The sequence below is a fragment of the Pseudomonas sp. YNh genome (assembly GCF_037993085.1).
Lineage (GTDB): Bacteria > Pseudomonadota > Gammaproteobacteria > Pseudomonadales > Pseudomonadaceae > Aquipseudomonas > Aquipseudomonas putida.
In genome coordinates, this window is record NZ_JBBMRJ010000001.1 from 1 (window position 1) to 21,816 (window position 21,816).

The following is a 21,816-nucleotide window of genomic DNA, read 5'->3' on the forward strand; positions in this document are numbered from 1 at the left end:
TCAGCGACAACCAGGATAGTCATTTAGATTACCTTCGCTTCGTTCTTCAGCTTCTCGACCAGTTCGGCCACCGACTGGACCTTGATGCCTGCGCTGCGGGCAGCCGGCGCTTCAACTTTCAGGGTCTTGTTGGTGGAGGCGAGGGAAACGCCCAGCGCGTCTGGAGTAACGGTCTCCAGCGGCTTCTTCTTGGCCTTCATGATGTTCGGCAGCGACGCATAGCGTGGCTCGTTCAGGCGCAGGTCGGTGGTAACGATGGCTGGCAGGTTCAGCGACACGGTCTGCAGGCCGCCATCGATTTCACGGGTGACGTTCAGCTTGTCGCCGGCGACTTCCACCTTGGAGGCGAAGGTGCCCTGGGCGTAGCCGGTCAGCGCAGCCAGCATCTGGCCGGTCTGGTTGTTGTCGCTGTCGATGGCCTGCTTGCCAAGAATGACCAGCTGAGGCTGCTCCTTGTCGACAACGGCTTTCAGCGCCTTGGCCACCGCCAGGGAGTTCAGCTCGTCAGCGGCTTCTACCAGGATGGCACGGTCGGCACCCAGGGCCAGGGCGGTACGCAGTTGCTCCTGGGCAGTGGTCGGGCCGACGGAAACGACGACGATCTCGGTCGCAACGCCTTTTTCCTTTAGGCGTACGGCCTCTTCCACGGCGATTTCGCAGAAGGGGTTCATGGACATCTTGACGTTAGCAAGGTCGACGCCGGAGTTGTCCGCCTTGACGCGAACCTTGACGTTGTAGTCGACCACTCGTTTGACAGCTACAAGAACCTTCATGGATTCCTCGTTACTCTCCGGTGAATAGATAGTCGCCTGGGGCTGAGCCCGGCGATGCGCGTGGGTACAAGGGCACCTCTAAAAACGTACCGGGAGCCAGTATCTTCACTGTGACCGAACAGTCTTGTCCGGACTCTTGCGACAAATACTCACGGGTGATTTTCTGTCGTGGCGTGTAAACTCCACTACAAACCGGCCCAAGGCCGCAAAACCCTGCTCCACACCTGGTCTTTAGAGGTGTACCTGCGCCCGGCTGCAAGCCTACGGCGAACGTAAAACCGCTCGTATCTTGACCGTAACACCCCATCCGGTCAATACGGCAAATCGGTCACCCTCCAGCCGTGTTCCTGTGATTTTACTGGCCTGCGGCAAATTCAAACAAACGTTTGTATTGGACCCGCCAAGTGGTGTAGATATAATGCGCGGCCAAGACAAAACGGTGTAGTCCGTCATTTGCGCAGCTACAGTTTCGCTCCCGTGATGAGCCACTGTGCGCAAGCACCCATAAGACAAAGCAACAGCACGAGCCTTGATGAGTAGGAGAGAACCAGTGGAACGCGAATACATGGAATTCGACGTGGTCATCGTCGGCGCCGGCCCGGCAGGCCTGTCCGCCGCCTGCCGCCTGAAGCAGAAGGCCGCCGAAGCCGGTAGCGAAATCAGCGTCTGCGTGGTGGAAAAAGGCTCTGAAGTCGGCGCCCACATCCTCTCCGGCGCGGTGTTCGAACCCCGCGCCCTGAACGAACTGTTCCCCGACTGGAAAGAGCTCGGCGCACCGCTGAACACCGAAGTGAAGCGCGACGACATCTATGTGCTCAAGGATGCCGGCAGCGCCACCAAGGTGCCGGACCTGTTCGTGCCCAAGACCATGCACAACCATGGCAACTACATCATCTCGCTGGGCAACCTGTGCCGCTGGCTGGCCCAGCAGGCCGAGAACCTGGGCGTGGAAATCTACCCGGGCTTCGCCGCCCAGGAAGCGCTGTTCGACGACAACGGCGTGGTCCGCGGCATCGTCACCGGCGACCTCGGTGTCGACCGCGAAGGCAACCCGAAGGAAGGCCTGTACACCCCGGGCATGGAACTGCGTGCCAAGTACACCCTGTTTGCCGAAGGCTGCCGTGGCCACATCGGCAAGCAGCTGATCAAGCGCTTCAACCTCGACAGCGAGTCCGATGTCCAGCATTACGGCATCGGCCTGAAAGAAATCTGGGAAATCGACCCGGCCAAGCACGAGCAGGGCCTGGTGGTGCACACCGCCGGCTGGCCGCTGGACGTGGTAGCCAAGGACAACACCGGTGGCTCGTTCCTCTATCACCTGGAAAACAACCAGGTGGTGGTCGGCCTGATCGTCGACCTGTCCTACGCCAACCCGTACCTGTCGCCGTTCGACGAATTCCAGCGCCTGAAGCACCACCCGGTGATGAAGCAGTACCTCGAAGGCGGCAAGCGCATCAGCTATGGCGCCCGCGCCATCTGCAAAGGCGGCCTGAACTCGCTGCCGAAGATGGTGTTCAACGGTGGGGCGTTGATCGGTTGCGACCTGGGCACCCTGAACTTCTCCAAGATCAAGGGCAGCCACACCGCGATGAAATCGGGCATGCTCGCGGCCGAAGCAGTAGCGGACGCACTGATCGCTGGCAGCGAGGGGGGCGATGCGCTGAACACTTACGTTGACGCCTTCAAGGCCAGCTGGCTGCACGAAGAACTGTTCGCCAGCCGTAACTTCGGCCCTGCGCTGCACAAGTTCGGCCCACTGTTTGGTGGTGCATTCAACTACGTCGACCAGAACTGGTTCGGCGGCAAGCTGCCGTTCACCCTGCACGACACCAAGCCGGACTACGCCTGCCTCAAGCTGGCTGCCGACTCGAAAAAGATCGACTACCCGAAACCGGACGGCAAGCTGAGCTTCGACAAGCTCAGCTCGGTATTCCTCTCCAGTACCAACCATGAAGAGGAACAACCCTGCCACCTGAAGCTGACCGACCCGAGTATCCCGATCGCCAGCAACCTGCCGCTGTACGACGAGCCTGCCCAGCGCTATTGCCCGGCAGGCGTGTACGAAGTGGTCACTCAGGAAGACGGCAACAAGCGCTTCCAGATCAACGCGCAGAACTGCGTGCACTGCAAGACCTGCGACATCAAGGACCCGGCCCAGAACATCACCTGGGTCACCCCTGAAGGCGCTGGCGGGCCGAACTACCCGAACATGTAAGGCCTCTGCCCTGGCGGCAACAAAAAGCCCCCGGTTCTCACGAGCCGGGGGCTTTTTGTTGCGAGTATGCGTCTGGGCTGCGAGATGCTCGCCGTGAGAGGTTCACCGCCTATCAGATCGATCGCCGCCCGCGCGGCGCATCGCGAGCTACGCTCGCTCCTACGCTTGTTTCGGGCCAAATATTTTTGGGGAATTTGCGCGCGTGCGCCTTGGTACATGTCTCGATATCGCGTCGTACAAACAAGACGGTCGCGCGCACCTGTCACAGGCGTTACTGGCCGAAAATAAACGTAGGAGCGAGCGTAGCTCGCGATGCGCCGCGCGGGCGGCGCTCGGTGTATGCCCTGCTACACACCCCAAGACATGTACTTGCTCATTTGTCACCACACATGATCGGGATCGGCTCCGCAGTAAACGTCAATGACTCGCGGCGCCCGAAATACAGGGCCGTCAGCAGCCCCACCGTACCCATGATCAGACAAAAGCCGACACACACCCACGGGCTCCACGGCATCAGCGCGATCAATGCCAGCGGCGTGGTACTGGCCCACAGTGCGTAGGCCACGTTATAGGTGAAGGAAATACCCGAAACCCGGATCTCGGCGGGGAACAACCCGACCATCACCGACGGCACCACCCCCACCACGCCGCAGGACAGCCCTGCCAGCGCGTAGGCCAGCCAGGTCATGCCCCACTGCCCATTCAGGCTGGCGTACAACGCGCCGATGCCCAGCGGCAGCAGCACGCTGTAAAGCATCAGCGCACGCCAGGCGCCCACGCGGTCAACCAGCAGGCCGGCGAGTACGCAGCCGATATTGAGGAAGACGATGCCCACACTGCTCAGGGCAAAGGTGTGCCCGGGGCTCATGCCGAAGCGCTGCTGCATCACCGTCGGAGTTATCACCACCAGCACCACAACGGCAGAGGTCAACACGCAAGTCAGCAGCGCTGCCGGAATCAGCGCACGGCGGTGCTCGCCCAGTACACGCCGCAGCGGGAACTTCACCGGCTGTTCCTGACGTGCGCGCAAGGCCAGGAACACCGGTGTTTCGCTCAGCCAGCGGCGTAGCCACACGCCAACCACGCCAAACACCCCACCCAGCAGGAACGGGTAACGCCAGGCGTAGTCGAGGATTTCCTGCGGTGTGAATACTTGCGCCAGCAAGGTCGCGGTCAGCGCCCCCAGCAGGTAACCGAAGGTCAGCCCGGCCTGCAGGAAGCCCAAGGCATAACCGCGTCGGCCGGCCGGCGCGTGCTCGGCAACGAAGGTCCAGGCACTCGGCACCTCACCCCCCACCGCCGCCCCCTGGAAGATACGCAGGGCCAGCAGAATCAGCGGCGCGGCATAGCCGATGTCGGCATAGGTCGGCATCACGCCGATCAGCAGGCACGGCAGGGCCATCATCAGGATGCTCAGGCTGAACACACGTTTACGCCCCAGGTGATCCGCAAAGTGCGCCATCAGGATGCCGCCCAGCGGCCGCGCCAGGTAACCGGTGACGAAGATGCCAAAGCTTTGCAGCAGGCGCAGCCACTCGGGCATTTCGGGCGGGAAGAACAGCTGGCTGAGGGTCAGCGCAAAGAACACGAAAATGATGAAGTCGTAGATTTCCAGCGCGCCGCCCAGTGCCGCCAGGCCCAGGGTCCGGTGATCGCCGCGGCTGAACCGGGGCGGGCGAGCGGTATCGATGGCAGTCATGGCAGGGGTCCGCAAATCGGCAAAGGGCAAGAGGATAACAAATAGCTGCCCCCTTGCCCTGCACGCTGCGCCGCTAGCGGTTGAACACCGTGTGCGCGAAGTTGGCCCGTGGCCGTGGCCGCGCCGCGGTAGCCGGCATGCTGCCCGGCAGCGGCAACTTGCCGACCACCAGTGGCGCGTCGATGATCGCCATGAATGACTCCAGCGCCTCGTTATCAGGCACCTGCGGGAGGCTCAGGCTGACCGCCTGGCGTTCGGTCTGCGGTACTGAAGGCACTTTCAACTGACTGGAGTGGTAAAGCAGGGCGTGCTGGATCTGGGTGCTGACGCGGCAGAAGCGCGCCAGGTCGACCCCGGCATGATTGGCCAGCTCGATATTGCCCAGCAGCAGATGAAAAGGCTGCAAGGCGCAATGAACAAGGCGCTGGAGCTCCTCGAAGCTTTCCACGGGGGCGATCCGGTAATAGCCCAGGCCATTGAGCAACCGCTCCAGCTGCAGGCGCTGGCACGGGTGTGCGTCGGCGATGAGGATGCGCAGGGTCTTGTTTGCCATGGTGGGACCTGGGCAGTTGGGTAATGGGTACGCTCCATGACCATACTGCGCCAGTAACGGCTACTGCCAAGGCCATGCCTGGCAGCGGTCTTCTTTGATAGAAGTCGGGAATCCCGCATAAATCAAGTGATTGACTGACGGAATTTGCATTTGCCTTTAAGCCGGCCCTCACGATTCCCACTCGCGCATGCGTAGCCGGCAGTGCTTCATCGCATTGACGATGTGTTTCTCCACCATGCTGCGGGATATGCCCAGGTGTTCGGCGATCTGCGGGTGCGACAGGCCATCGAGCTTGCGCAGCAGGAAGCAGTCGCGACACACCTTGCTCAGCTCATCCAGTGCACGCTGCATCAACGCCAGCCGCTGATCAAGCTGCAAGTCATGGGCCGGCGCCGCCGTGTGCCAGCGCTCGTCGCTATCCAGTACTTCCAGCGGCTCGGCTTGGCGCACCTGATATCGCCGGTGGCGGTCAACCACCAGATTGAGCGCCGTGCGGTAGAGGAAGGCGCGTGGGTGCTCGATACGCTCGGCATCGGTGCGCTCCAGCACCCGCAGGTAAGCATCGTGCGCCACATCCTCGGCGGCCTGACGACTGCCCAGGCGTGCGGAGAGGAAACCCACCAGTTCGCGATAGTAATGTTCCACGACGGTACCTGAGATGTCCTGCCAGCTTTTGCCAGAAAGCCCTTCCAGGCAGCAGTGCAGGACCGAGTGATGTCAACGTGCGATCTTACAAATTATAATGATTCTCAGCAACAAGCGCGGCCGGCCACGTATTAGCCCGCCCCCCCCCTGCTAAATCCCCCGCTACCGCTTTCGTCTATCTGGCACCCGGTCCGCGCCCGCCACTTGATGCGCGCCCCCACACCCCTTGGCTGGATGTCTGCATGAGACCTTTAACCAACACCCGTCGCCGTGCCCTGCTCACGGGCCTGGGCTTGCTCGGCCTCGGCAGCCTGCTGGCCTTGAAGGCCCTGCCCTACGGCGCCCAGCCGTTGAGCACGGTCGCCGTGACCCGCACTGATATCGAGAGCAGCGTTACCGCGCTGGGTACTTTGCAACCGAGACGTTACGTGGATGTTGGCGCCCAGGCCTCCGGCCAGATCCACAAGCTGCACGTTGAAGTTGGCGACACCGTGCGCAAGGGCCAACTGCTGGTCGAGATCGACCCCTCCACCCAGCAAGCGCGTCTGGATGCCGGGCGCTTCTCCATCGACAACCTCAAGGCCCAGTTGGCCGAACAGCGCGCGCAATACCTGCTGGCCCAGCAGCAGCTCAAGCGCCAGCGCGACTTGGCCGCCGCTGGCGCCACCCGCGATGAAGACGTGCAAACCGCCTTCGCGCAGATGAAGGTCACCCAGGCGCGCATCGACATGTTCCTGGCGCAGATCCGCCAGGCCCAGGCCAGCCTGCGAAGCGACGAAGCCGAATTGGGCTACACGCGCATCTACGCCCCCATGGACGGCACGGTGGTGGCGGTTGATGCCCGCGAAGGGCAAACCCTCAACGCCCAGCAGCAAACCCCGTTGATCCTGCGCATCGCCAGGCTCTCGCCGATGACCGTGTGGGCACAGGTGTCGGAGGCCGACATTGGCAAGGTCAAACCAGGCATGACCGCCTATTTCACCACCCTGGCAGGGGGCAAGCGCCGCTGGACCAGCACCGTGCGGCAAGTGCTGCCAATCCCGCCCAAACCACTGGAACAGGCCAGCCAGGGCGGCGGCAGCCCGGCCAGCGTCAGCAATGGCAGTGCCGGCAGCCAGGTTGTGCAATACAGCGTGCTGCTGGATGTCGACAACCCGGACGGCGCGCTGATGGCCGAGATGACCACGCAGGTGTTCTTCGTCGCTGGCAAGGCCAGCCAGGTGCTGACGGTACCGCTGGCTGCGCTGGATGACGGTAACGGCGTGCGCCTGGCGCACGTGCTGACGGGGGACGGCAAGGTGGAACAGCGTCAGGTACGCACCGGGCTCAGTGACCGGCTGCGGGTACAGGTGCTGGACGGCCTCAACGAAGGCGAGCGCCTGGTCATCGGCGCCCCCGCCGTGAGCGGAGGCTGAATGAGCACACCTTTGATCGAGCTGATCGACATCCGCAAGTCCTACGGCGGTGTGGGTACCCCCAAAGTCGATATCCTCCATGGCATCAGCCTCAGCATCCACCCCGGCGAGTTCGTCGCCATCGTCGGAGCCTCAGGCTCGGGCAAGTCGACCCTGATGAACATCCTTGGTTGCCTCGACCGCCCAACCTCTGGCAGCTACCGCTTTGCCGGCAAAGATGTGGCTGAACTGGATAGCGATGAACTGGCCTGGTTGCGCCGCGAAGCATTTGGCTTCGTGTTCCAGGGCTACCACCTGATCCCCTCGGGCTCGGCCCAGGAAAACGTCGAGATGCCGGCCATCTATGCCGGCATTGACGCCAGCGAACGCCACGCCCGCGCCAGCGCCCTGCTCGGCCGCCTGGGCCTGGCCAGCCGCACCGGCAACCGCCCGCACCAGCTGTCCGGCGGCCAGCAGCAAAGGGTTTCGATTGCTCGCGCACTGATGAACGGCGGCCATATCATCCTCGCCGACGAGCCCACCGGCGCCCTCGACAGCCACAGCGGCACCGAGGTGATGGCACTGCTCGACGAACTGGCCAGCCAAGGCCATGTGATCATCCTGATTACCCATGATCGCGAAGTGGCCGCGCGGGCGCAGCGGGTGATCGAGATCCGCGACGGCCTGATCATCGGTGACTCGGCCGGCGAACAGCCGGCGATCGACCAAGGCCAAGGCCTGCAAGCCGAACAGTTGCGCCAGCGCCTGGACCGCGGCGCTACCCTGCGCGGAGCATGGAAGGGTGAACTGCTCGAAGCCCTGCAAGCAGCCTGGCGGGTCATGTGGGTCAACCGCTTCCGCACCGCCCTGACCCTGCTGGGTATCGTCATCGGCGTGGCCTCGGTGGTGGTGATGCTGGCCGTGGGCGAAGGCAGCAAGCGTCAGGTCATGGCACAGATGGCCGCCTTTGGCTCCAACATCCTCTACCTCAATGGCAAGCCGGCGACGCTTGGCGAGCCTGCCGGCACCATCACCCTTGATGATGTGGCAGCCATTGGCGAACTACCGCAGGTCAAGCATGTGATGCCGGTGATTGGCGAAAAACTGATGGTGCGCCATGGCAACAACAGTCAGAGATTCTACGTGGGCGGCAATAACACCTTTTTCCCGGAGATCTTCAACTGGCCGGCGGCCCAAGGCAGCTTCTACAGCGAAAGCGACGAAGCCAATGCGGCCGCCGTGGCCGTGATCGGCCAGAAAGTGCGGGAGAAAATGCTCGACCCAGGGCGCGATCCGCTGGGACAGTACATCCTGATCGGCAATGTGCCCTTCCAGGTGATCGGCATCCTGGCTGGCAAAGGCGCAAGCTCCGGCGACCAGGACAGCGATGGGCGCATCGCCGTGCCCTACTCTGCCGCCGCCATCCGCCTGTTCGGCCAGCGCGTCCCGGACTACATCGCCGTCGCTGCCCTTGATTCTACCCGGGTCAACCAGGCCGAAGCAGCCATCGACCAGCTGTTGCGCCAACGCCACAATGGCCGCCAGGACTTCGAGCTGACCAATGACGCGGCACTGATCCAGGCCGAAGCACGCACGCAGAACAGCCTGTCGCTGATGCTGGGGGCGATCGCCGCAATCTCGCTGCTGGTAGGCGGCATCGGCGTAATGAACATCATGCTGATGACCGTGCGCGAGCGTACCCGGGAAATCGGTATCCGCATGGCCACCGGCGCGCGACAGCGCGACATTCTGCGCCAGTTCCTCAGCGAGGCGGTAATGCTGTCTATGGTCGGCGGCCTGGCTGGCATCGTACTGGCCCTGGCCATTGGCGGCGGCCTGATGCTGGCCGAGGTGGCAGTAGCCTTTGCCCTGCCAGCCATGCTCGGTGCCTTTGCCTGCGCCGTCGTCACCGGCATCGTGTTCGGCTTCATGCCGGCGCGCAAGGCCGCCCGCCTCGATCCGGTCAAAGCCCTTACCAGCGAATAACCCATGACATTGCCTAGCCGTATCAGCCTGTTGACGTTGTGCCTGCCCCTTTGTGCAACCATTGCCGCCTGCAGCAGTCCCCCCACGCCTACCAGTGGAATCGTCGCGCCACCTGCCTGGCAAGGCGATGCCGCAGCGCCTTCGGCCCACTTGCCCGCAGCACAGTGGTGGCACAGCTTCGCCAGTCGCGAGCTGGACCGCCTGGTACAGCACGCCTTGGTCAACGCCCACGATCTGGCTGCTGCCACGGCGCGCGTACGCCAGGCCCAGGCCCGCGCGCTCATTGCAGGCGCACCCTTGTTGCCAGAACTGCAACTGGACCTGAACGGCAGCCGCCAGCGCCTGCTGCATGGCGAAGGCAATGACCAGTTGGACGTAAGCCGTAACGCGCCCACCAGCACATCGTTCGACGCGCAGCTTAGCGCCCGCTACGAAATCGACTTCTGGGGTGGCCTGCGGGCAACGCGCGACAACGCCCTGCGCAGCCTCGACGCCAGCCGCTTCGACCGCCAGACGGTGGAGCTGACCCTGGTCAGCGCAGTCGCCGACAGTTACCTGCAGGGCCTGGCCCTGGAAGAGCAGCTGCGCATTGCCCGCCTCAACCTGCGCAATGCCCAGGACGTGCTAGGCCTGGTAGAGACGCGCCAGCGTAGCGGCTCCGCCACGCGTCTGGAACTGGCCCAGCAGCGCAGTCTGGTGGCCACCCAGCAACGCCAGCTGCCATTGCTGGAGCAGAAATGGCAAGACAGCCGGGTTACGCTGGCAACACTGCTCGGCGACCCCGTGCAGTCGCTGCCCGCCAGCCCGGAAGCGATCGATGCGTTGCACTGGCCGACCATTGGCAGCGGTCTACCCAGCGAACTGCTCACACGCCGCCCGGACATTGCCGCAGCAGAAGCGCGGCTGGCTGCAGCCAGCGCCAATGTGCAGGTCGCCCGCGCCGCCATGCTCCCCAAGCTGACCCTGGGGGCCAACCTGGGCGCTGGCGCCAATACCTTTGCCCACTTGTTCGACAGCTCGTACTACACCCTCACCAGCGGCCTGGTCGCGCCGATTTTCAACAACGGCCGACTACGCGCTGGCCGAGAGCTGGCCGAGGCTGAACAGGAAGAATTGCTGGAGGCCTACCGCAGCAGCATCCTGGCGGGCTTTGCCGATGTCGAGAAAGCGCTCAATGCGATCCACGGTGTGGACCAGCAGCGGCAATGGCAGGATGAGGAGGTGCAGCAGGCACGACTGGCATTCGACCTTGCTCAGCAGCGTTACGGCGCGGGGGCCGAGACCTTGTTGAGCGTGCTTGAAACCCAGCGCACGTTGTATGTGGCGCAGGACCAGCAGGCGCAACTGCGCCTGGCCCGCCTGCAGGCTAGCGTGGCGTTGTACAAAGCATTGGGTGGGGGGTGGCAGGTCGAACGTTAGTCCAGGTCGCCTTCGGGGGCCGCCGCGCAGCCCAATCGCGACGCATGGCCGCACCCACATTGACCGCGCAAGATTCAAGCGGTGCGCCGACCTGTGGGAGCGGCCTTGTGACGCGATTGGGGCGCAACGCGCCGCCAGTCAGCCCGAACGCTGCGCCACCCTGAGGTTACGCGCATACCAAGGCCGCTTAGGTGCTTTGGGCTGCAACTTGTCGAACAGGTCTTCATCACTGTAAATGATGCGCAATGCCAGCTTCATCGTCTCCGGGTCCATCTCCACGCTGCGCCCGGGCCGTAGACCCGGTACGGTCGAGCAACCGTGGGTGTCCGGCCCCAGCCACGGGTCTGCCACCTCGACCCAACGCCCCGGCGCAAACCACTGCACACCGTTAACCTCCAGCCGCCGCACCTCGCCCGGGTGCAGCCGCTCATGGGCACGGAACCAGTCTTCGATACGGTCGTCGATCCAGCCGTGAAAATGCCAGAACACCGGGTTCACATGAGAAGAAAACGGGTCTCCGAGAAAGTCGTTGTCCGCCGCGAACCAGCGTTCGGCAAAATCGTCCGGGGTGCGCGCCGTCGGCACCGGCATGCCGTTGGAAGGGTCCCGCGGCACCGATGCCCAGCGCATGTGCAACCAGTCATGCAGGCCCAGTTCCACCTCCGAGCCGAACTGGCCCAAGGTCAGGCTGCTCAAGTAATCCGGGTCGGTGTAGCGCGATTCCCATACCTGGAAATTGCCGTGGAAGGTATCCGGTGACTTGATGTCACGTACCCACTGGGTGTACTCCTCGTCATCACTGGCCAGCCAGGTGGGTGGCAGGGCATTGCCGTCGTGGTTATCGAAGTAGCGGGCAAAGCCTGCCCGGTCACGCTCCAGCTCCGGTTGTGGCAGCGGAAAGCGCGGCCAGGAGGGCAGGTCCTGGATGGCACGGGCGCTGCCAAGCATGTGCCGGTGCATGAAGAAGAAGTCCTCACCCGAACCGTTGCGGTCCTTGTGCCGCCCGCGTGCGTCACGCTCGCGGTCACGCGGCCCCGGTTGCCAGCCAAGGCCACGCAGGGCCTTCTGCTTGCCCTTGTCCAGCTTGTGCCATTTGTCCCGCGAGGAGTGCCACAACTGATGAAAAAGGCGATGCTCCGGCGCAATGAGCCAGGCCAGCAGTCGAGGGTTCAGCGGGGTTCGTTCGCGCGCTTCGGGGAAGGTGCGTTTCAACGCCAGGAAGTGGTTGTCCTCCACCGGCAATGTCAGCGCACGGTCCATGCGCGCAATGTGCCCGTTGAGGGTTGCCGGACCGGCATTGCCGAACCGCCCCCAGACTTCATCGAGCACGATGTGGCATTCATAGCGCGCCTGGGCCGAAAACAGCCGCCAGCGCACGGTGCCCGGCTTGTCCGCCAGAAGGTCGCCGACCACCCGGTAGCGCGGCTCCTCGTCCCCACGCAGGCGCTCTGGAGTGTCCAGGTAACCGCGCAGTGCACGACCGCTGGCTGCCACATCCAGGAACAACTCCAGTTCACCTCCCGGCAGGCCATCCAGCCCCGCGTCCTTGCCCTGCAGGGTCCAGCGCCAGATGCCGCGCAGGGTATCACCCAACTGCTGCAAGGCGGTGTCGGCCAGCTCGACCACGGCCTCGCCAGGGGTTTGCGGAAACGCTTCGGCATCCCGCTGGCGCTGCACATACAGCGCACCCAGCGCGCCAGGTACCACCACACCCGTCAATGCCACACCGGCGATGAAACCGCGTCGGGAAATCGTCATTGCTTACCTGTGCATTCATTGCGGCCATGGAGCACGGCCCGTCCAAGGCTAGAACGTTGCACGGACAGCGAAATTTAACGGCGCATGGCCAAGGACGCTGGCTAAATTTTGCGGGTGCGAGCTCGTTCATTGCAGGTAGCGGCGGCCTCTGTGCCCATCCCTGACGGTGAACCTACTGAGACCAAGATGACGACTCCACGCTGGAAGAAAGCCCTGTTTATCAGCCTGGCCACGGCGATTGCCGCCGGTGCCGGGTTTGCCGCCTGGCACTACGTGGCCACCCCAGCCGGCTATTCCCGCGAGGTGACCCGCCAGGCCAACGACCTGCAGGAACGCATCATCTCGTTCGACAGCCACATCACGTTGCCGCTGACCTTCGGGACCGAAGGCAGCGAGGCCGACAAGGATGGCAATGGCCGCTTCGACCTGGCCAAGGCCGCACAGGGCCGTTTGTCAGGCGCCGCCCTGACCATCTTCGCCTGGCCAGAATCCTGGACCGGCAACGATGGCCCGCACCGCCCTACCCCAGGCTTCGTCGAGGCCGCGCGCCACACCCAGGAGGTGCGCTACAACGCAATCACCGCCATGGTCCGCGACTTCCCGCAGCAGGTCGGTATTGCCTATACCCCGCAAGACATGCGGCGCCTGCACGGCGAAGGCAAGTTCGCGGTATTTCTCAGCATGCTCAACGCCTATGCCCTGGGTGACGACATCGACCAGCTCGACCGCTGGGCCGCGCGCGGCGTGCGTATGTTCGGCTTCAGTTACGTGGGCAACAACAGCTGGGCCGACTCTTCGCGCCCGCTGCCGTTCTTCAATGACACCGTCGATGCGCTGGAAGGCTTGTCACCAACCGGCAAGCGCGCCGTGCAACGGCTGAACGACCTGGGCGTGATCATCGACGTGTCGCAGATGTCGAGCAAGGCGCTGGCCCAGGTTGCCGCCCTGAGCCGCGCGCCGTTGGTGGCCTCGCACTCGGCGCCACGAGCGATGGTCGACATCAACCGCAACCTCTCCGACAAGGAGCTGCAACTGATCAAGGACAGCGGCGGGGTAATCCAGTTGGTGGCCTTCTCCACCTACCTCAAGCCACTGAGCAGCAAGACCCAGGACAAACTCGACATCCTGCGCGCCCGCTACGGCCTGCCGCCCTTGGCCAACCTTAACTACGCCCTGATGCCTGGCGACCCGGTGATCGCCGGCTGGCCCGAGCAGAAGGTCGGCCAGTACGCCAACGAGCTGTACGGCATCCTCGACGAAGAACCACCTGCCACGCTCAAGGACTATGGTGACGCCATCGACTACACCGTACGCAAGGTCGGTATCGACCACGTCGGCCTGAGCTCGGACTTCAACGAAGGCGGCGGCATCGAGGGCTGGCAGAACGCCGGCGAAGCACGCAACGTCACAGCCGAACTGATCAGCCGCGGCTACTCCGAAGCAGATATCGCCAAGCTCTGGGGCGGCAACTTTCTGCGCGTGTGGGAGCAGGTGCAGCGCGCCGCGCACCCCGTCGCCACTTCGTCCCCATGACCCTTGCGAGCACCTTGATGAACGACCGTCGCACATTCCTCAAGCAGGCCGGCCTGCTGGCTGCCGCCCTGCCACTGACCGGCCCCGGCCCGCTGCTGCCTGTCGCCCACGCTGCACCGGCGAAGCCCGCCACGGCCGATGACTGGGCCGCGTTTCGCGGCCTGTTCGAGCTGGACCCGACCTACGCACACTTTGCCAACTTCCTGATCACCTCGCACCCAAGGCCCGTACGCGAAGCCATCGAAGCCCTGCGCGCGCAGTTCGACCGCCAACCGGCCTACATGGTCGACTGGGACAGCCAGTCGGAATGGAAGCACGAAGCTGACGTGCGTGAATGGGCTGCGCGTTACCTTGAAGTGAAACCGCGGCAGATTGCCTTGACCGGCAGCACCACCGAAGGCCTGGGGCTGATCTATGGTGGGCTGAAGATTGCGCCGGGGCAGGAAATTCTGACTACCGTGCACGAGCACTCGGCGGCCCGCCATACCATGGGCTTTCGCACCGCGCGCGATGGCACGGCTGTGCGGCGCCTGCGGCTGTTCGACGACCCCGCCAAGGTGAGTACCGACCAGGTGCTGAGCACGATTTCGGCCGCGATCGGGCCGAGAACCCGGGTTCTCGGCATGACCTGGGTGCATTCGGGCAGCGGCGTGAAACTGCCCGTGGGCGAGGTCGGCAAGCTGGTACGCGAGGTCAATCGCCAGCGTGACGAGCAGGACCGGATCATCTATGTGATTGATGGCGTGCATGGCTTTGGCGTCGAAAATACGCACTTCGCCGATTTCAACTGCGATTACTTCATCGCCGGCACCCACAAGTGGATGTTCGGGCCACGCGGTACAGGGATCATATGTGCAGCCTCCACCGAGCTGAAACAGCTGACCCCGACCATTGCCACGTTCTCCGAAAATGAAGACTTCGCCACGGTGATGACCCCAGGCGGCTACCACGCGTTCGAGCATCGCTGGGCGCTGGGCAAGGCCTTCGAGTTGCACCTGCAACTGGGCAAGGCAGCCGTACAGGCGCGTATCCACGGGCTTAACGACTTCCTCAAGCAGCGCCTGGAGGCACTGCCGGGGATAGAACTGGTAACACCGCGCAGCGCTCACTATTCCGCAGGCTTCACCTTCTTCAGGGTCAAGGGGCAGGATGCCGATGAGGTGGCCAAGCACCTTAACAGCCAGCGCATCGTGGTGGATGCAGTATCGCGGGATGCGGGGCCCGTGGTGCGCACCGCGCCAGGGTTGTTGAACACCGAGGCCGAGATCGAGCGATTGGTGGATGTCCTGAAGCGCTATCGGCGCGCCTGAGGGCTGGCTTGCCGGCGATGGGGCGCGAAGCGCCCCTGGCAAGCCTGAGTCATGGCTGACCGGCAATCCCTCTCAACCACTGCCCGACATCCCGGTAAATCTCCTCCACCTGCCCCACGATCCCCGACATGCGCAAGAAGTCATGGGTCAGCCCTTGCACTCGCGCAAACGTCACAGCCGTCCCGCCAGCCAGCAACCAGTCACGGTAGGCAATGCCCTCATCATGCAATGGGTCATACTCGGCCACGAACAGGCAGGCCGGCGCCAGCGGCTCACACAGCGTCGACAGAAGCGGAGACACCCGCCAGTCCCGGCGCTGCTCCGGCTGCGGTGCATAGTGCTGGTAGAACCACTCCAGGGTTGGGGTCTCCAGCAGGTAGCCCTCGGCATGCTCGCGATGCGAGCCCCGCTGGCAGGAAATATCGGTCACCGGATAGAACAGCAACTGTGCCAGTGGCTTGAACGCCAGCACTTCGGGCTGCTCGACCGCCGTAATCGCCAGCACCGCCGCCAGACTGGCGCCCACGCTGTCCCCTGCCAGCACCACTCGGCGGTTGTCCAGGCCGAGCACCGCTGCCTGTTCGGCCAGCCAGTTGGCAACATCCAGCACATCGTGCAGGGCGACCGGGAACTGCTGTTCCGGTGCCAGCCGATAATCCGCCGCCAGCACCGCGAACTCACCAAGGGCCGCAAGGCGGCGGCACACCGAGTCGTGGGAGTCGAGGCTGCCAACCACATAGCCGCCCCCGTGCAGGTAGAAAATCACCGGTCGCAAGTCTGCGCCCGCTTCGCCCTGGCGATACAAGCGCGCATCCAGGCTGGCACCGTCGCGCGCGGTAACCTGCAATTCGCTGACCGTGACATTGCCCGGTGGGCTCGGGTCGAGCACCTGCGAGCTGCCGGCGAACTCGGCCCGGGCCTGGGCCACGTCCATCGCGTGCATGGGCAGGCTCCTGCCCGTCAGCCGGCCAAACTCGACCAATTCCAGAAATGCCGCCAGATCAGGGTGCAGTGCCATGTGGGTTCCTTGGGTAAACAATGTGACTCAAGCATCCCTACGGGACGTAGCAGCACGCCGAAAAATTACCCGCCATACGGCTAGATCGTTGGCGCAGGCGCTCGTTATCCCTGCACAACGAAACACCGCCCGAGGCACACCGTGGACCTTCAGAGCATCCTCAGCAAACTGTTCGCCAACGCCCATGCCGTCGGCATTGAAGGCGTATTCCAGTTCGTCTTCGCCCAGGACCTGGCCTTCTGGTCGGAGGTACGAGACACCAGCCGCACCGGCGCCGGCCGGCACAGCGCCCCCGATGTCACCATCGAGGTGGCCGAGCGCGACTTCCTCGGCATCATGGGCGGTACGGCCAACGTCGAGGAACTGTTCGCCAGCGCACGACTGAAGATTACCGGCAACATGGGTCTGGCCACCCTGCTGCCGCAGATCATCAGCAACGCCCGTCGGGGTGCCGCAGCGGCCAAGGTGTCGATGAACCAGCGCTACCCGACCCCTGCCCGCCTCAGCGAACGGGTGTCGATCGCGCAGCCAGTGCAGCGTGAGGTGGTACGCATTGCCCACACCGACATGCCAGTGGCACGCTTCAAGACCGAGTATTTGCAGCACGGCACACCGGTGGTCATCAGCGATGCCTTGCAAGACTGGCCGCTATTCACCATGGGCCGCGAGGCATCACTGGAGCACTTCGCCGAATTGCAGGGCATCACCCGACACGGTGATTACGTGAAGAAGACCTTCTCCACCGACCGCGATTTCCGCTCAACCTCCATGGCCGCGTTCATCGCCTCGCTGGACACCCCGGCCAAACCGGGGGACACCCCGGCCTACATGGGCAACAACATCGTGCCGGAGAAGCTGCTGAAACTGATCAACTACCCGCAATACTTCAGCCGCGACAAATTCATCGCACCGCGCATCTGGATCGGGCCAAAAGGCACCTTGACGCCCCTGCACCGCGACGACACCGACAACCTGTTCGCCCAGGTGTGGGGGCAGAAGTCGTTCATCCTCGCCGCGCCGCATCACCGTCCTGCCCTGGGCACGTGGTCAACCAGCCCCAAAGGCGGCCTCGACGGCTGCGATTTCAATCCTGACGCCCCGGATTACCAGCGCTTCCCCGCAGCGCGCGACGTGCCGTTCTTGCGCGTAGTGCTGCAGGCCGGCGACCTGCTGTTCCTGCCGGAGGGCTGGTTCCACCAGGTGGAGTCGGTCTCGACCTCGCTGTCGGTGAACTTCTGGGTGAACTCCGGGCGCGGCTGGTAACGGCCGATGCGGGGTTAATTTGCAACGCCAGCGGCTCGTCCCTAGAGGAAACCGCTTGCAAGAGGCCCATCGCATGTCCAGGCCATGCAGCATGCAGTGCGCGAACTGGCCAGCCTGCCGCAGGTGCAAGCCGCGCCGCGAATAAAGCTGGAAGAGGTGGATATCGACACGCGGATACTGTGGGAGCAGGCCAGTAGCGCCGACAGTGCGTTCCATGCCTGGGTGGCGGGGGAATCGGCGACAGTCATGGATATTCGCCGCTACCTGATCAAGGAACGCGGGCTGCAGCGCGAGTGCCTGACCTTGATGGGCTATTGGCGGGCCGGGCGAACCTTTGATTGACTGGAAATATACGGGGGCGCTTTGCGCCCCTTTCGCCGGCAACCCAGCTCCCACAGCAACAGCGCCGACCAGAGCGCTTACACTGTAGCTGTGACTGTAGCTGTGGGAGCTGGCTTGCCGGCGAAAGGGCCGCACGGCGGCCCCTGCCATGATTCAGACCGCCGCGATCAACGCCTGGGCAAAACGCTGCGCCACTTCATCAACCTGCTCTGCGCTGATGATCAGTGGCGGCAGGAAGCGCACCACCGCACCATGGCGCCCGCCCAGTTCCAGGATCAGCCCGCGCTTCAGGCACTCACGCTGCACCTTGGCCGCCAGCTCGCGGTTGGCCACCGGGTGACCCAATGCATCCGCATTGCCCTGTGGGTCCACCAGTTCGACCCCAAGCATCAAGCCACGCCCGCGCACATCACCCAGTTGCGGATAATCGCGCTGCAACTGCAGCAGGTGCTGGCGCAAGCGCTGCCCCATAGCCTCGGCGTGTTCGGCCAGGCGGTGCTCGACCAGATAGTTGATTACCGCCGACCCCGCCGCCATGGCCATCTGGTTGCCACGGAAGGTGCCGGCATGGGCGCCCGGCTTCCAGGTATCCAGCCAGTCGCGGTACACCACTACCGCCAACGGCAAGCTGCCGCCAATGGCCTTGGACAGCGTGACCACGTCCGGCACGATGCCGGCATGCTCGAAGGCGAACATGCGCCCGGTGCGGGCAAAGCCGCTCTGGATCTCGTCGATGATCAGCGCCACACCGGCCTGCTCGGTGATACGGCGCACACCCCTCAGCCATTCGATATCGGCCGGGATCACACCACCCTCGCCCTGCACCACCTCAAGGATCACCGCCGCCGGAAGTGGCACGCCGCTTTCCGGGTCGAGCAGCAGGTTTTCCAGGTAATGCAGGTTGGCCCTGACCCCCGCTTCGCCGCCCAAGCCGAACGGGCAGCGGTAATCGTAGGGGTACGGCATGAACTGCACGCCGTTGCCGAGCAAGGCGCCCAGCGGCTGTTTCGGCCCGTTGCTGCCCATAAGGCTCAGCGCGCCCTGGCTCATGCCGTGGTAGGCGCCATGGAAGGCCAGCACCGTGCTGCGACCGGTAGCCGTGCGTACCAGCTTGAGCGCCGCCTCCACGGCATCGGTGCCGGTCGGGCCGCAGAACTGCACCTTGGCCTCGCGGCGCAGCGCCTCGGGCAGGATGCCGAACAGGTCCTGGACGAAGCGGTCCTTGACCGGCGTGGTCAAGTCCAGGGTGTGCAGGGGCAGCTCATCGGCCAGCACACGCTGGATGGCCTCGACCACCACCGGGTGGTTGTGGCCCAACGCGAGCGTACCGGCGCCGGCCAGGCAATCGATGAACTGGCGGCCTTCGACATCCTCCACATAGATGCCACGGGCGCGCTTGAGCGCCAGCGGAATGCGACGCGGGTAGCTGCGGGCGTTGGACTCCTGCTGTTGCTGGCGTTGCAGCAGGGGTGATTCGGTAAACTCGTACAAAGGTTGCGACGCGCTGACCGGTGCAACCTGGGCAAGGCTGGAAGCGGTGGACATGGGTAAATCCTCGCAAGCAAGCGAATGGGCAGTTATCGCTTGGAAAACGCTTGAGTGCCGGGAGGATTTAGCGGTTGTTACTGGATTTTACTTTGCCTGCACCGGCCTCTTCGCGGGTAAACCCGCTCCCACAGGAATCGCACCGCTCTGGAAGCGTGCGCAGTACCTGTGGGAGCGGGTTCACCCGCGAAGAGGCCCGCATAGACGATAAAGATCAATGCCCGGAGCGCGCCGGTACTTGCAAGAGCACCCGCAACCCATCACTACGGCTGTCAAAGCGCAGGCTACCGGCACAACGCTGCACGATCGCCTGGACAATCGCCAACCCCAACCCGCAGCCCCCGCTCTGCCCATTGCGCCAGAAGCGCTCGGTCAGGTGCTCAAGGTCGGCTTCGGCAATCCCAGGCCCGTGGTCGCGCACCATGAAGCCCACCTGGCCGTCGGCCATCTGCACCTCCAGCTCCACCGCCTCGTCGCCGCCATGGCGCAGTGCGTTGTCCAGCAGGTTGCGCAGCGCGGCCACCGCCAACGGTGCGGGCATGCCCAGATAGATCTGAGTGGCTGCTTCAGGCAGACGTAGCACGATACGACGGTTGTCACCCCCACCGGCGTCCTGCACTGCCTGGCGGGCCACCTGCTCGGCACTGCACTGCACACCATCTTCAAAGGACAGGCTGCCTTCTACCCGCGCCAGCATCAGCAACTGCTCCAGCGTGCGGTGCATGCGATCGGTGCCCTGCTCGGCATGCTCCAGCGCCTGCTCGCGCACCGCGCCATCGGTCATGCGTGCCACCTGCAGGTGGGTCTTGATCGCGGTCAGCGGGCTGCGCAGTTCGTGGGCGGCATCGTCGGTCAGGCGCCGCTCGCGCTCGATGGTCTGGGCAATGCGCAGGAACAGCTGGTTCTGGGTTTCCAGCAAGGGCTGCAACTCGCTGGGCATGCCCGCCACCTGCAACGGCTCGACACTGTCCGCTCGCCGTCGGCGCAAGGCGTCGCGCATGCGGTTGAGTGGTTCCAGGCCTTTACCCAGGCCGATCCACAACAGCCCCAGGCTGCCGAGCAAGGCCATCAGCACGGGTGCCGACGCCGCCAGCAGAATCGACTGGTTAAGCGCCTCGCGCTCCATGTGCCGGTCGGCAGTGGTGATGCGCACATCACCATGGTTGTAGGTGAAGGTGCGCCACAGTGCATCGTCGATGGTCTGGTCACGGAAGCCGCTGCGCTCGTCGTCCATGGCGCCATCGTGCTTGTGGTTGCTGGCGAGGATCTCGCCACGCAGAGAACTGACCTGGCAGGCCATGCCGTCCGGCACACTGAACTGGTCGGCAGAAAAGTGCGCCTCTCCCCCCTTGGCGGTCAGCGGTTGCGGCAACTGGTCGATCAGCCCGGCGACCATACGCGCCGATGCCACCAGGCGCTGGTCGAGGGAAAACATCATCTGCTGGCGCAGGTCACGCAGCATCCACGCCGCGGCCAGCGCCCAGATGATCACGAAAGCGCTGCCCAGGATCAGGCTCAGGCGAACCCGCAGGCTCATGATGCAGCCTCTTCCGGTGCCTGCGCCGGGCCCAGCCGGTAACCCAGGCCACGCACAGTCTCGACGATGCCGTTGCCAAGCTTGCGTCGCAGGTGGTGGATATGCACGTTCAGGGCGTTGCTTTCGACTTCGTCGCTGAAGCCGTACACGCAGTCTTTCAGTTGTTCGCCGGACAGCACCCGCCCGGGGTTCTGCAGCAGTGCCTGGAGCAAGGCCTGCTCACGGCGGGACAGGTCGACGGGCTGCCCGGCCAGGCTCGCCTCGCAGCTGCTGGGGTCATACCGCAACGGCCCGTGCTCGATCACATTCACCGCCCGCCCGGCCACCCGCCGCAGCAGGGTATGCAGGCGAGCGGCCAGTTCGCGCAGGTCGAACGGCTTGAGCAGGTAGTCGTCGGCGCCGGCCTGCAGGCCATCGACGCGGTCGGTGACGGCATCGCGGGCAGTGAGCACCAGCACTGGCAAGTCCACCCCCTGCTGGCGCAGGCGACGCAGCAGCTTGAGGCCGTCTTCGTCGGGCAGGCCGAGGTCGAGGATCATCACGTCGAACTGCGCGGCCTGCAGCATCGCCCGCGCATCGGCGGCATTGCCCACCCGGTCCACGGTCAGGCCCTGGGCGGTAAGGCCGGCGCAGATGCCGGCGGCGATCAGGTCGTCGTCCTCGCAGAGCAGAACGTGCATGGTGGGGCTCCCGGAGTGGTGTGGCTGGCATTGCACCTTGGGCGGATTAAGGGGGGATTATGGACCTTTCAGGGAGGGTTGGGGGGAGATCGAGCGCCGCGCGGGGTCGCCACCCTGCCCTAAGCAGCCTCACCCCAATCCCCGAG

Annotated in this window: 17 protein-coding genes; 8 read left to right on the forward strand and 9 right to left on the reverse strand. The window is 64.2% G+C overall.

Annotated features, from left to right (window positions below; genetic code table 11):
- Nucleotides 1-23: 23 nt before the first annotated feature.
- Nucleotides 24-773 carry an electron transfer flavoprotein subunit beta/FixA family protein gene (locus WF331_RS00005; protein ID WP_340622547.1) on the reverse strand — a complete coding sequence of 250 codons (750 nt, stop codon included), beginning with the start codon at nt 771-773 and terminating at the stop codon, nt 24-26.
- A 532-nt stretch (nt 774-1,305) separates the two neighbouring features.
- Between WF331_RS00005 and WF331_RS00010 the strand changes: the two genes are divergently transcribed.
- Entirely contained in the window at nt 1,306-2,988 is a 1,683-nt protein-coding gene (locus WF331_RS00010) for an electron transfer flavoprotein-ubiquinone oxidoreductase (RefSeq protein WP_080642769.1), read from the forward strand.
- A gap of 373 nt (nt 2,989-3,361) precedes the next feature.
- Here WF331_RS00010 and WF331_RS00015 read toward each other — a convergent pair whose 3' ends face one another.
- The 3 genes from WF331_RS00015 to WF331_RS00025 form a co-directional block, all read right to left on the reverse strand.
- Nucleotides 3,362-4,687, reverse strand: a complete 1,326-nt coding sequence (locus tag WF331_RS00015) for an MFS transporter (RefSeq protein WP_016498681.1) — start codon at nt 4,685-4,687, stop codon at nt 3,362-3,364.
- A 73-nt stretch (nt 4,688-4,760) separates the two neighbouring features.
- Nucleotides 4,761-5,240 (reverse strand): response regulator, encoded by a 480-nt coding sequence (locus tag WF331_RS00020; protein ID WP_016498680.1) that lies wholly within the window; start codon nt 5,238-5,240, stop codon nt 4,761-4,763.
- Between the two features lie 168 nt (nt 5,241-5,408).
- Nucleotides 5,409-5,885: a sigma-70 family RNA polymerase sigma factor gene (locus tag WF331_RS00025; protein WP_016498679.1), complete on the reverse strand. Its 477-nt coding sequence runs from the start codon at nt 5,883-5,885 to the stop codon at nt 5,409-5,411.
- Nucleotides 5,886-6,127: 242 nt separating this feature from the next.
- Here WF331_RS00025 and WF331_RS00030 point away from each other — a divergent pair, with 242 nt between their 5' ends.
- From WF331_RS00030 to WF331_RS00040, 3 genes are read left to right on the forward strand one after another with little or no spacing between them, the layout of a single operon-like run.
- Nucleotides 6,128-7,300 carry an efflux RND transporter periplasmic adaptor subunit gene (locus WF331_RS00030; RefSeq protein WP_284359495.1) on the forward strand — a complete coding sequence of 391 codons (1,173 nt, stop codon included), beginning with the start codon at nt 6,128-6,130 and terminating at the stop codon, nt 7,298-7,300.
- A complete protein-coding gene (locus tag WF331_RS00035; protein WP_284400043.1) occupies nt 7,301-9,265 on the forward strand; it encodes a MacB family efflux pump subunit in 1,965 nt (654 codons plus the stop codon).
- Nucleotides 9,266-9,268: 3 nt separating this feature from the next.
- Nucleotides 9,269-10,684, forward strand: a complete 1,416-nt coding sequence (locus WF331_RS00040; RefSeq protein WP_284359498.1) for an efflux transporter outer membrane subunit — start codon at nt 9,269-9,271, stop codon at nt 10,682-10,684.
- A 138-nt stretch (nt 10,685-10,822) separates the two neighbouring features.
- Here the strand turns inward: WF331_RS00040 and pvdP are convergent, their stop codons facing one another.
- Nucleotides 10,823-12,442, reverse strand: a complete 1,620-nt coding sequence (pvdP, locus tag WF331_RS00045) for a pyoverdine maturation tyrosinase PvdP (protein WP_284359500.1) — start codon at nt 12,440-12,442, stop codon at nt 10,823-10,825.
- 186 nt (nt 12,443-12,628) lie between these two features.
- Here pvdP and WF331_RS00050 point away from each other — a divergent pair, with 186 nt between their 5' ends.
- Both WF331_RS00050 and pvdN read left to right on the forward strand, forming a co-directional pair.
- Nucleotides 12,629-13,975 carry a dipeptidase gene (locus WF331_RS00050; protein ID WP_284400046.1) on the forward strand — a complete coding sequence of 449 codons (1,347 nt, stop codon included), beginning with the start codon at nt 12,629-12,631 and terminating at the stop codon, nt 13,973-13,975.
- A 17-nt stretch (nt 13,976-13,992) separates the two neighbouring features.
- Nucleotides 13,993-15,285 carry a pyoverdine-tailoring periplasmic protein PvdN gene (gene pvdN / locus WF331_RS00055; RefSeq protein WP_016498673.1) on the forward strand — a complete coding sequence of 431 codons (1,293 nt, stop codon included), beginning with the start codon at nt 13,993-13,995 and terminating at the stop codon, nt 15,283-15,285.
- A gap of 49 nt (nt 15,286-15,334) precedes the next feature.
- Here the strand turns inward: pvdN and WF331_RS00060 are convergent, their stop codons facing one another.
- A complete protein-coding gene (locus WF331_RS00060; protein ID WP_284400049.1) occupies nt 15,335-16,303 on the reverse strand; it encodes an alpha/beta hydrolase in 969 nt (322 codons plus the stop codon).
- Nucleotides 16,304-16,444: 141 nt separating this feature from the next.
- On the opposite strand from WF331_RS00060, the gene WF331_RS00065 reads away from it, so the two are divergent.
- A complete protein-coding gene (locus tag WF331_RS00065; protein ID WP_016498671.1) occupies nt 16,445-17,566 on the forward strand; it encodes a cupin-like domain-containing protein in 1,122 nt (373 codons plus the stop codon).
- A gap of 84 nt (nt 17,567-17,650) precedes the next feature.
- Nucleotides 17,651-17,908 (forward strand): SIP domain-containing protein, encoded by a 258-nt coding sequence (locus WF331_RS00070; protein ID WP_016498670.1) that lies wholly within the window; start codon nt 17,651-17,653, stop codon nt 17,906-17,908.
- 153 nt (nt 17,909-18,061) lie between these two features.
- Here the strand turns inward: WF331_RS00070 and WF331_RS00075 are convergent, their stop codons facing one another.
- The 3 genes from WF331_RS00075 to WF331_RS00085 form a co-directional block, all read right to left on the reverse strand.
- A complete protein-coding gene (locus tag WF331_RS00075) occupies nt 18,062-19,453 on the reverse strand; it encodes an aspartate aminotransferase family protein (protein ID WP_016498669.1) in 1,392 nt (463 codons plus the stop codon).
- A 214-nt stretch (nt 19,454-19,667) separates the two neighbouring features.
- Nucleotides 19,668-20,990, reverse strand: a complete 1,323-nt coding sequence (locus tag WF331_RS00080) for an ATP-binding protein (RefSeq protein ID WP_016498668.1) — start codon at nt 20,988-20,990, stop codon at nt 19,668-19,670.
- A complete protein-coding gene (locus WF331_RS00085; protein ID WP_016498667.1) occupies nt 20,987-21,670 on the reverse strand; it encodes a response regulator in 684 nt (227 codons plus the stop codon). The genes WF331_RS00080 and WF331_RS00085 overlap by 4 nt, the downstream gene beginning before the upstream one ends.
- Nucleotides 21,671-21,816 lie beyond the last annotated feature (146 nt).